At 42.4% G+C, this 9,236-nt stretch carries 9 protein-coding genes and 1 other RNA gene; 4 read left to right on the top strand and 6 right to left on the bottom strand.

Translation table 11 applies throughout. The annotated features are described in order from the left end of the window. A partial coding sequence (locus LDL35_RS12610; protein WP_304022973.1) for a hypothetical protein occupies positions 1 to 1,128 on the bottom strand: 1,128 nt, incomplete at its 3' end. A gap of 95 nt (positions 1,129 to 1,223) precedes the next feature. Between LDL35_RS12610 and LDL35_RS12605 the strand changes: the two genes are divergently transcribed. Beyond that, the gene (locus LDL35_RS12605) at positions 1,224 to 1,514 is read left to right on the top strand and encodes a hypothetical protein (RefSeq protein WP_143709363.1); all 291 of its coding nucleotides are present in this window, start codon (positions 1,224 to 1,226) and stop codon (positions 1,512 to 1,514) included. Positions 1,515 to 1,522: 8 nt separating this feature from the next. Here LDL35_RS12605 and LDL35_RS12600 read toward each other — a convergent pair whose 3' ends face one another. Genes LDL35_RS12600 through LDL35_RS12590 form a run of 3 tightly spaced genes read right to left on the bottom strand, consistent with a single transcriptional unit; the run spans position 1,523 to position 5,577 of the window. Further along, the gene (locus LDL35_RS12600; protein WP_304022970.1) at positions 1,523 to 2,374 is read right to left on the bottom strand and encodes a protein-glutamate O-methyltransferase CheR; all 852 of its coding nucleotides are present in this window, start codon (positions 2,372 to 2,374) and stop codon (positions 1,523 to 1,525) included. Positions 2,375 to 2,398: 24 nt separating this feature from the next. Next, positions 2,399 to 4,738, bottom strand: coding sequence for a chemotaxis protein CheW (locus LDL35_RS12595; RefSeq protein ID WP_304022968.1), 2,340 nt, complete (start codon positions 4,736 to 4,738; stop codon positions 2,399 to 2,401). Then, positions 4,738 to 5,577 carry a ParA family protein gene (locus LDL35_RS12590; RefSeq protein ID WP_304022974.1) on the bottom strand — a complete coding sequence of 280 codons (840 nt, stop codon included), beginning with the start codon at positions 5,575 to 5,577 and terminating at the stop codon, positions 4,738 to 4,740. The genes LDL35_RS12595 and LDL35_RS12590 overlap by 1 nt, the downstream gene beginning before the upstream one ends. Before the next feature lie 170 nt (positions 5,578 to 5,747). Between LDL35_RS12590 and rnpB the strand changes: the two genes are divergently transcribed. Both rnpB and LDL35_RS12580 read left to right on the top strand, forming a co-directional pair. Then, positions 5,748 to 6,047, top strand: an RNA gene (gene rnpB, locus LDL35_RS12585) — RNase P RNA component. Positions 6,048 to 6,095: 48 nt separating this feature from the next. Continuing rightward, positions 6,096 to 6,836, top strand: coding sequence for a SagB/ThcOx family dehydrogenase (locus tag LDL35_RS12580; protein WP_304022966.1), 741 nt, complete (start codon positions 6,096 to 6,098; stop codon positions 6,834 to 6,836). A 1-nt stretch (position 6,837) separates the two neighbouring features. Here LDL35_RS12580 and hisF read toward each other — a convergent pair whose 3' ends face one another. Further along, positions 6,838 to 7,653, bottom strand: coding sequence for an imidazole glycerol phosphate synthase subunit HisF (gene hisF, locus LDL35_RS12575; RefSeq protein ID WP_304022964.1), 816 nt, complete (start codon positions 7,651 to 7,653; stop codon positions 6,838 to 6,840). A gap of 45 nt (positions 7,654 to 7,698) precedes the next feature. Between hisF and LDL35_RS12570 the strand changes: the two genes are divergently transcribed. Beyond that, the gene (locus LDL35_RS12570; protein ID WP_304022962.1) at positions 7,699 to 8,994 is read left to right on the top strand and encodes an adenosylhomocysteinase; all 1,296 of its coding nucleotides are present in this window, start codon (positions 7,699 to 7,701) and stop codon (positions 8,992 to 8,994) included. 9 nt (positions 8,995 to 9,003) lie between these two features. On the opposite strand, the gene LDL35_RS12565 is transcribed toward LDL35_RS12570, so the two are convergent. Beyond that, a partial coding sequence (locus LDL35_RS12565) for a tetratricopeptide repeat protein (RefSeq protein WP_304022961.1) occupies positions 9,004 to 9,236 on the bottom strand: 233 nt, incomplete at its 5' end.

The following is a 9,236-nucleotide window of genomic DNA, read 5'->3' as shown; positions in this document are numbered from 1 at the left end:
AAGATATGGCCCCTGTCTGAAAACCACACCTGTTTTTCTGATTGACTCAAATCCATACCCTTCATCACCGGCGGTTATGGCTATATGGGTCTCTCCTGAATTCGCGGATTTCGTCTGTGCATATTGTGTAACTGCATCCTGAGAACCTGGGAATTTGGAAATATCCTGAGTCAGTTTCGAGCCTGATGAGGGTAGAATTAAAATTGATGAATATTTCACCGGAGTGTGAATAAGATCGCCGGTTCTCTGCCATCCCTGTCCCATATCTGTCTCCTGCAGAAATACTGCTGGTAATAATCCGGACTTGATTTTTCTATCTTCAATAAGTGAACTTACATTTGAATATGCATTCACTGTGGAATTATCAACCGGAATTTTCATCGCAATATCTGCAGCAATTGAGTCACCCATAAAGTCAAACTGGAAGGTCCCAGCCCTGCGGATTGCTGCTGTTTTGTTGGTCAGACTGTATGTTTTTCCATATCCCTCCCGTAAAATCTCCTGGTTTGTATCCATATCATATACACGCATTTCAAACCATGCATCCTGTGACGGCCTGACTTTGGTATACTTAATAGTTCCTTCTTTATCTCCGGTTCTTTTATATACTTCCTGCTCGTCTGTTACCATTTTCGGATAAAATCCTAATTCAATATAGAGGGGTGGCGTGACAAGGTGATATGCATATGCAGAGGCATTTTTCACAAATGACTGATTTAATATCTCATATATTGTCAGAAATTGCCGGTTGTCTGTTGATATTGGTCGGTTATAGGGGAGATATGAAGTCTGTGTGTCTCCTTTCAGCTGACTGTAATCTTTCGGAGTAACTTTCACAAAAGATTCATTTTCAACCGGTGGTAATGGTGTTTCAGGTGAAGAAGGAGAAATTGGCTCAGTTGCTCCCTGCTGATCTGATGGACCTGGTGACTGAACCGGAGGAGTCACGGTCTGATTCTGACCTTTTACCAGATCTTTCATATCCCCGCTCCCTTGCGAAACCGGTCCATATGCTGATGCTTCCTGTTCCCCTGCTGGAGGTGTCACCTCAACACATCCGGTTATAAATGCACACACCATCAGGATAGCAATGATATGTATGCCAATTGGAACCCTGATTATTTTCATATGGTAATCATTGGACTGCCTTAGTTATCTATCTTCACCTGATGTGATGCACTTGTATGTGTCGAATGGTGATCACTCCGTGAGATTGATATCGTATGAAAAGAAATCTGGAAGCACACATGAAAATCCTGAACATCAGAATGTGGGGACCATTTTATTTATTTGGGTTACTTCTGGTGCTCTATATCATGTGGACTGTGGAGGAAATCCGCCCCCAGGGTCTGGCGTTGTTTATTAGTACTTTCTTTGTTCTGATCCTGGTAGGTCTGAATTTTTATATTATTTACAGCGAAATTAAAGCGCATGAAGAAAAGATCGATAAAAACCGGGAATTGTCAGGCCTGGAACCAATTCCACGAAAAAAGGGATTTCTAAAAAGGGGATAATCAATTTTTTACGCTGCTTTCTGGAAAATTTTCAGCATGGGTTTATAGGGTCTGAACAGGTGTTCGACATCTTTTGACATATATTCAGACATTCCCATAATATAGTACCCATTATTTCCAAGACTCTCATGAACAAGTTTTACAAGATCCTTCTTTTGTTGTTCATTAAAATATATCGTTACATTTCTGCATGATACTACGTCAAACATCCGTGCGACAGGGACTCCTTTCATGAGATCATGAGACTGGAACCGAACCATATTCCGGATATGATCTTTTATCCGGAACTTCCCATCTTCAGTTTTATCGAAATGTCTGTTAATCTGGGAATCACTCAGGTTTTCCAGGGCGCTCTTTTCATAAATTCCATCTTTAGCCTTCTTTAAAATTACTTCATCGATATCTGTTGCGGTGATGACATTACTGAGTGAAACCCCGGGTTTTGCCTGATCATACAGGAGTATTGCATAGGTATAGGGCTCTTCTCCTGATGAACAACCAGCACTCCAGATTTTTATGGATCTCTTCTCCTGGATTATTGATGGAAAGATCTCTCTCCCAATCAGGTTGAATACATCAGGATCGCGAAGAAATTTTGTGACATTTATTGTCAGTGCATTCCTGAGTTTTTCTTCTTCTTCTGGATGAGTCTTCAGATACTGGTGGTATTCAACAAAATCCTTTGATCTGGTTGAATTCATCCGTGAAAGAAGCCTTCGTTTGATATAATCCTGTTTGTAACTGGTGAGTTGAATATTGAGTCTTTTCTGAACATCAAGAATGAGTTCAGAAAGTCCCTTCTCACTCACTTGTGGGACATTAATCTGGGGAAAAACCGGGGGTATAATTTTTTTTTCCATGATATGTTTCAAAGGAGAATTCTTTTAGTGAAGACTTGCTATACGGTTTAATATTTCTTTCATGTCAAGCCATATAACAAGGTTTGCTTCCTTCTCTTCTCCTTCACGTTTCTCTATAAGATCATCATGCGTGACCTTAATGATGCCTTTAATCCTGGTTTGTATCCGCTCATTGATCTCATCTCCGAGAGCAGTTACCTGACGAGCACCGATTTCGGTGACACTCCGTACATTATCCACAATAATGCCAAGATGTTCTCCATGCGCTGCATCAGGAGGAACGATTATAATCTTCTGACCACTTCGATCTTTCTTAATTCGTTCTCCAAGAAGTACTGCAAGATCTATGACATGGGTTACTTCACCTCTGAGATTTATGATTCCAATGATGTAGGGTGGAGTCTTTGGAAGTGGAGTTATTGGAAGCATCTCGACAACTTCCCGAACCATTCCGATATCCATTGCATATCTTGCACCAGATAATTCAAATTCAACGATATCTATCTGCCCGGATATGTCATCAGAAGTCTTCATTGCAGAACGTTCTTCTTGAAGATTATTTTTTATTATAGTCAGTTCGGATTGTAAACTCTCTATCTGATTCTGTAATGATGCAATCGTTTCCTGTGCTTCGGATTGATCAATAAACCAGTAGATATTTGTATCAGGCAAAGAGATATTCGGTTGAATCTGAATCTGATACGATTTCAGACCTGCTGGATAGAGTGATGAAAATACCACAGATCTGTTTTCTCTGGCCTGGACCGCATGAGAGATGAGTATTTGTGCATATTCAGAAATATTTTCATCCTGAATTCCGCTCCATTCTTTAAATGATTGATTCATCTCTTTTATGACCGATTCTTCGATAAGAAGTCCGGGAATTGAAATGGCAGAGAATTGAATTGATTGAAAATCATCTGGATGAATATCTACTTCTGTGTGAAAAGAAGGTGAACCATCCTGTACTGGTTCTATGATCTCATGACTTTTTTGCAGATCCTGCTGTATTGGAGCATCTACCGGTGGTTGAAGAATCAGAAGATATTGGTTTTGATTTGATTGATGATTGGCTATGAGAAGACCTGAGTAACATTCCATCCCATATGGTGACTCAATACAGACATCGTCTGGAAGTATTTCCATCTCTTCACTCATTCCAGAAAAACCGGATACCTGAATGCCGATGTCTGGTAGTTTCTGGCCTTGTAATTGTCCGGAAGAGACACCAATCAGCTCTGAAAGACCTTCATTTGCGAGTATAATTTCTGATGCATCATTAAACAGAACCATCGGTGAAGGATTGAGGTCCAGAAGAGTTTTTAAAAAGGGAGTCCGAATTTCCGAAAGGTTCTGAGAGAATTTTTCATTATTATTGTTTTCCTCTTCTTCATCAGGGAAAAGAACGAGCAAAATATATGTCTCTTCATCATATGTAAGAGGAAATAACTCGATCCATACCTGAATAGAGGTATTGTCACGATGGAGAATTGAGGTCTGATATTCGATTTTTGTTCCGGTTGTCACAGCTTCTTCTACTTTTTCTTTTATCTCTCCTGAAAAGCCACAACTTGCAATATCACGGAGATAGATGTCCTGATGATCCCGTGCAAGATATTCTAAAAATGCATTATTTAAATATTTGACTGTATTATGTTCATCAAGTATTGCAATCGGAAGAAGTATCTCTGATAGTGCTTTCTCAAAAATCTCTCTTGATATTGTCTCTCTTGTTTTCGGCTCAACCGGGGGCAGATATGGTATAAAGAGTTCGAGTGAAACTGCTTCATGATCAAAAGGAACTATCGGCGGTTTTATTGTTACAATAGAGTACTGGTTGCCGTCCGGGGCGGAAAAAGGGGAGGTATCAGAAACATATTTTGTTATAGGTGGAAAATGCCTGGTTATTTCACTCCGTTCAACAGAGAAGATCGAGCAGAAGATATCATTTGCATCCATGATCTGCTGTTCAGGTCCCAAAAGGACCATAGGGATGGCATGATACTGAAAGATCTCCAGTGCCCTGTCAAATTCAGTATGAGCGGATATCAGATCGGAGAGGTAACTTTCATGCTCCTTTTTTATTGTGACTTGTTCTTCTTTCAGTTGATCGAGCTCTCTGGATAATTCTTGAATGGCCTGTTTTTCATTCTGAAGGATTTCGGTGTCCTGTTGTAACCGGTTCAGTATGGGTACGAACTCTTCCGGAACTTCTGGGAATTCCCCCTGTTTATAGTTCAGAATCCTGTTGATAATTTCCGTATAGTCTGAAACAACCAGGTCCTTTTCTGGTTGCTTTTTATCATCTTCAGTGACCATGAACAGCCCTCTTCTCCCCGCAGGTTTATTCTCATCCGTATCCATTATTTCCCCCTTGCCTTCCATGTGTCTATCACTGATGCTGCTTTTTTAAATCCTGACATGGATGGATCATCCGGAGCCAGAGTAATTAAAGGAACTCCCTGTTTTAAGGAATGGGAAACATCTCTTCCTTCCGCAACAAGGACCACTTCCGGGATTTCCATCCGTATTCTGTCTTCAAGCTGACTCCGTATGTCCTGTAATGAGTCAGGTTGTACATCAGGTTTTATACCAAACAAATGTTGTATCTTCTCAAGAAAAGTTTCTGTTTTTTCTGATGGATTATTCCATCTGTTCAGGATTGCCATACTGATATGAATATCAACTCCCAGAATCTCTTTGATGTCCCGAATAATCATGTTAATATGATCATACCCGGCGATAGCAAAAACATCAGAAGAAAAAACCATGACAGAATGATCGGCAGCAATCATACCGTTCATGAGAAATTGTCCAAGGAAGGGAGGGGTATCAATCAGAATATGATCATATCTGTTCTTCAGTACATCAATCCCCTTTTTCAGAATATGATAGCGATCCGGGTTTTTGTATAGTATCGCTTCTGCGCCAACAAGATCAAGATGAGAGGGGACAAGATCTATGCCTGACAGAGTTTTTATGATATAATCTGACAGGAGAACTGAATCCGAAGATGGTGAGCATCTCTGTATGTAATAGTGATAGATATGTTTTTGAAGAGAATCAGGATAGACTCCAAGACCTAAGGTTGCATTTGCCTGGGGATCAGTATCTATAACAAGTACTGTCCTTCCCATATTTTTGAGGATCCCTGCTATCTGTAGGCAGGATGTTGTTTTTCCTGTTCCACCTTTATGATGGATAAATGCAGTAGTAGTAATAAGATTCCCCTTTCTTAATAAGAATAATCAGGATATTTCTATAAATAAATGACGGTTTATCGGGCAATACCCGTCTCTTAACCTAATACTATTGCTCTCCCAGGCAGTATTTTTTACATATTCTTTTTCTCTTTCGATGTTGATTAAGATATGAGAGGGAGAGTGCGGCCGACGGTAACGATTTTTTCGTAGCTGAGGAAAGTCCCCCCACCAACCGGGTACGCAGCCCTGCATGACAGGGGTGGTGAGAATCACGGCTATGGACCAGAAACGATACGGAATGTCCTGAGTTATGATGCATTCCTGCTGAGCGGAGACGGACATCACCGATGAAACGGCGAATCCCTGCGGGTGCAAACCGAAACAGGGCATACAGATAACCCGGTATCTGCCCGGGTTCGGTGCTAAGCTGAATGCCGCAATGAACAGAAGGGGGCTTACTCCTCCCACTCATCTCATTATCGTAAAGTTCAGGTAGCTGTCACGCATTATTGCTATACATGCAATCTGACTCCGCGTGGACCGGTCACCGGTTTCTTCAGGAAACTCTTTTTCGGGATTCTCATCAGAAGGAAGAAGAGCCGAAAACCAGGGTATGTGGCGTATGTGAACCCAATCAGAAGATCATACCCTTGCCAGATCCAGGTGAGATCCCTCTTGATCCCGTTATCTTATGGGATGCTTTACATGACAGAAAGACTATCCGCGTATATTCTTCGGAAGAGATACATAAATGGGAACTCTCTATTCTCCTTCATTATACTCAGGGTGTCAGGGAGAAGGAGAATGGATCAAATTTTCGGACGGTCCCTTCAGCAGGTGCATTACATCCCTTTGAAACACGCATTGTGGTAAACCGGGTAAATGGATTGGAACCAGGTATATACCGGTACCTCCCCCTTGACCATGCCCTTGTCAGAGAGGAGTGTCACTCCGGGGATCATGAATCAGTGGCAAAGATATGCAGAAATCCAAACCTGGTTGCATCATCAGCAGTATCCTTCATCTGGACCGCTGTTCCTGAACGGATGATCTGGAAGTTCGGACAGAGAGGCTGGAGATATCTGTTCATTGAAGCGGGTCATATCTGTCAGAACCTGTATGTGGTATGCGCAGGTCTTTCACTAGGGGTATGTGCGATAGGCTCATACAATGATAATGACATTAATTGCATCCTAGGGATAGACGGAGAGACAGAGTTTTGTATATATATGGCATCCGTCGGGAGAAAAAAAGAATAAATTATTGCGCATAGGGACGAATTGCTATCCCTTTTTTCGATAAATAATCTTTAACATCAGCAATGGTCATCTCCCCATAATGAAAGACACTGGCTGCCAATGCTGCATCGGCTTTCCCATATACAAATCCTTCATAAAAATGATCAAAAGTCCCGACTCCGCCTGAAGCAATTACCGGTATTCCAACAGATTCAGATATTGCAGCTGTTATAGGAATATCAAAACCTTCCTTGGTCCCGTCGGTTTCCATTGAGGTTAGCAGAATTTCCCCCGCGCCACGGTTTTCAGCTTCTTTCGCCCAGGCAATAGCATCAATTCCGGTCGGTTGTGATCCTCCGTGTGTTACTACCTCGTACCAGCATGAAGTCTGGTCTGGCAGAGGAATCATGGTCTTCCCTGGCTCAGAAGAGGTTCTTCTTTTCACATCAATGGCAACGACCACACACTGGGTTCCAAAGGCCTGAGCCGCTTCGGATATCAATGCAGGATTCTGAACGGCGCTGGTATTCATTGAAACTTTATCCGCCCCGGCTCTCAATGTTTTTTGAACATCCTCAAGTGTTCTGATACCCCCACCAACGGTCAGTGGGAGGAAAAGTTCATCGGCAGCCCGCTGGATGACATCAATAATCATCCCCCTGTTCTCCTTTGATGCCGTAATATCAAGGAATACAACTTCATCTGCACCCTGTTCATTATACCGACAGGCAAGTTCGACCGGATCACCGGCATCCCGAAGACCAAGAAAATTTGTTCCTTTCACAACTCTTCCGTCCTTGATGTCCAGGCAAGGGATGATCCTCCGGGTCAGTGTCATAGGTGTAGCTTCTTGTTCGCTGTACTAAAAGAGGATTATGGAGAGATGATTTATTATCACCGGAGAAACACTTATGGAAAATTTTCTCAAATATTCGTAACCAACGAGGAAACCATGGATTCAGGAAGTTTAAAAATTGAATGGGCACGGCAGTACATGCCTGTACTCAGCGCAATATCCGAACGATTTAAAAAGGAAAAGCCCTTTGCTAGGAAAGTCATCGGAATGGCTTTACACGTCGAAGCAAAAACCGCAAACCTTGTCAGAACACTTGCTGATGGAGGGGCAACGGTCCACATTACCGGGTGTAATCCCCTCTCTACCCAGGATGATGTTGCAGAAGCTCTGGGAAAGGTCTCAAATGTATACTGTTATGCCAAACGCGGATGTTCGGTTGATGAATACTATCAGGCCATAGATACTGTCCTTGATGCAAAACCAGTCATTACTATTGATGATGGGATGGATCTTATCCATCGTCTGCACACCGTAAGGCAGGATGTTCTTTCTGGTGTGATTGGAGGATGCGAAGAGACTACTACCGGGATCCATCGTCTGCGTGCAATGGCTGCTGATGGAAAGCTCCTCTTCCCGGTCATCGCAGTCAATGATACCCCAATGAAACATTACTTTGATAATGTACACGGGACAGGAGAGAGTGCTCTGACTGCAATCATGGCAACAACGAATTCTCTCATAGCCGGAAAATGGATCGTAGTAGCTGGTTTTGGTTTTTGCGGACGGGGTCTTGCACGTAAAGCATCAGCACTTGGTGCAAAAGTTATCGTTACCGAGATAGATCCACGACGTGCCCTTGAAGCTCATATGGAAGGTTTTCATGTGATGTCCATGCAGGAAGCCGCCCGGATTGGTGATATCTTCATAACAACAACCGGGAACAGGGATGTCATTACCGGTGATCACATGATGGTCATGAAATCCGGTGTCATATTATCAAATGCAGGTCACTTTAATATTGAGATCGATGGTGTCTGGCTTTCTTCTCATGCGGAAACTATAGAAGAACGCGATGGTATTCATTCATATCATATCGGCGGTAAAGTCATCCATTTACTTGCAGAAGGTCGTCTTGTCAATCTGGCAGTTCCAAAAGGAATGGGTCATCCAATAGAAGTTATGGATCTCTCCTTTGCATTACAGGCACTGAGCACCGAATACCTTGCCCTGCATCATGCCGAATTAAAGCCTGATGTTCATCAGGTTCCTGATGAGATCGACCGGATGGTTGCATCATACAAACTAGCATCCCTGAATCTTTCCATTGACACACTCACAAAAGATCAGGAAGAATATATGGGAAGCTGGGATCACGGAACCTGAAGAATAAAATTAGTGTGCAAGTCTTCCTTTTATGGAAGCTGCAATTTTTGTATCCAGATTGGCTGCTTTCTGAAAGCACATAAACGCTTCTTTTTTCAGTCCGGCATCTTCAAGAATTACGCCTTTATTCAGGAGAGCTCCGACATGTTTTGGATTTAACTTCAGAGTCTTGTCATAGCATTGCAGAGCTTCTTTATGTCTGACGAGGTCTGTATATATCAGGCCCATGTGATACCATGCTG

The sequence above is a fragment of the Methanospirillum hungatei genome (assembly GCF_020216685.1).
In the GTDB taxonomy this organism is placed as follows: Archaea; Halobacteriota; Methanomicrobia; order Methanomicrobiales; family Methanospirillaceae; genus Methanospirillum; species Methanospirillum hungatei_B.
The sequence above is the reverse complement of the archived record's forward strand: the minus strand, read 5'-3'. Positions and strand labels throughout refer to the sequence as shown.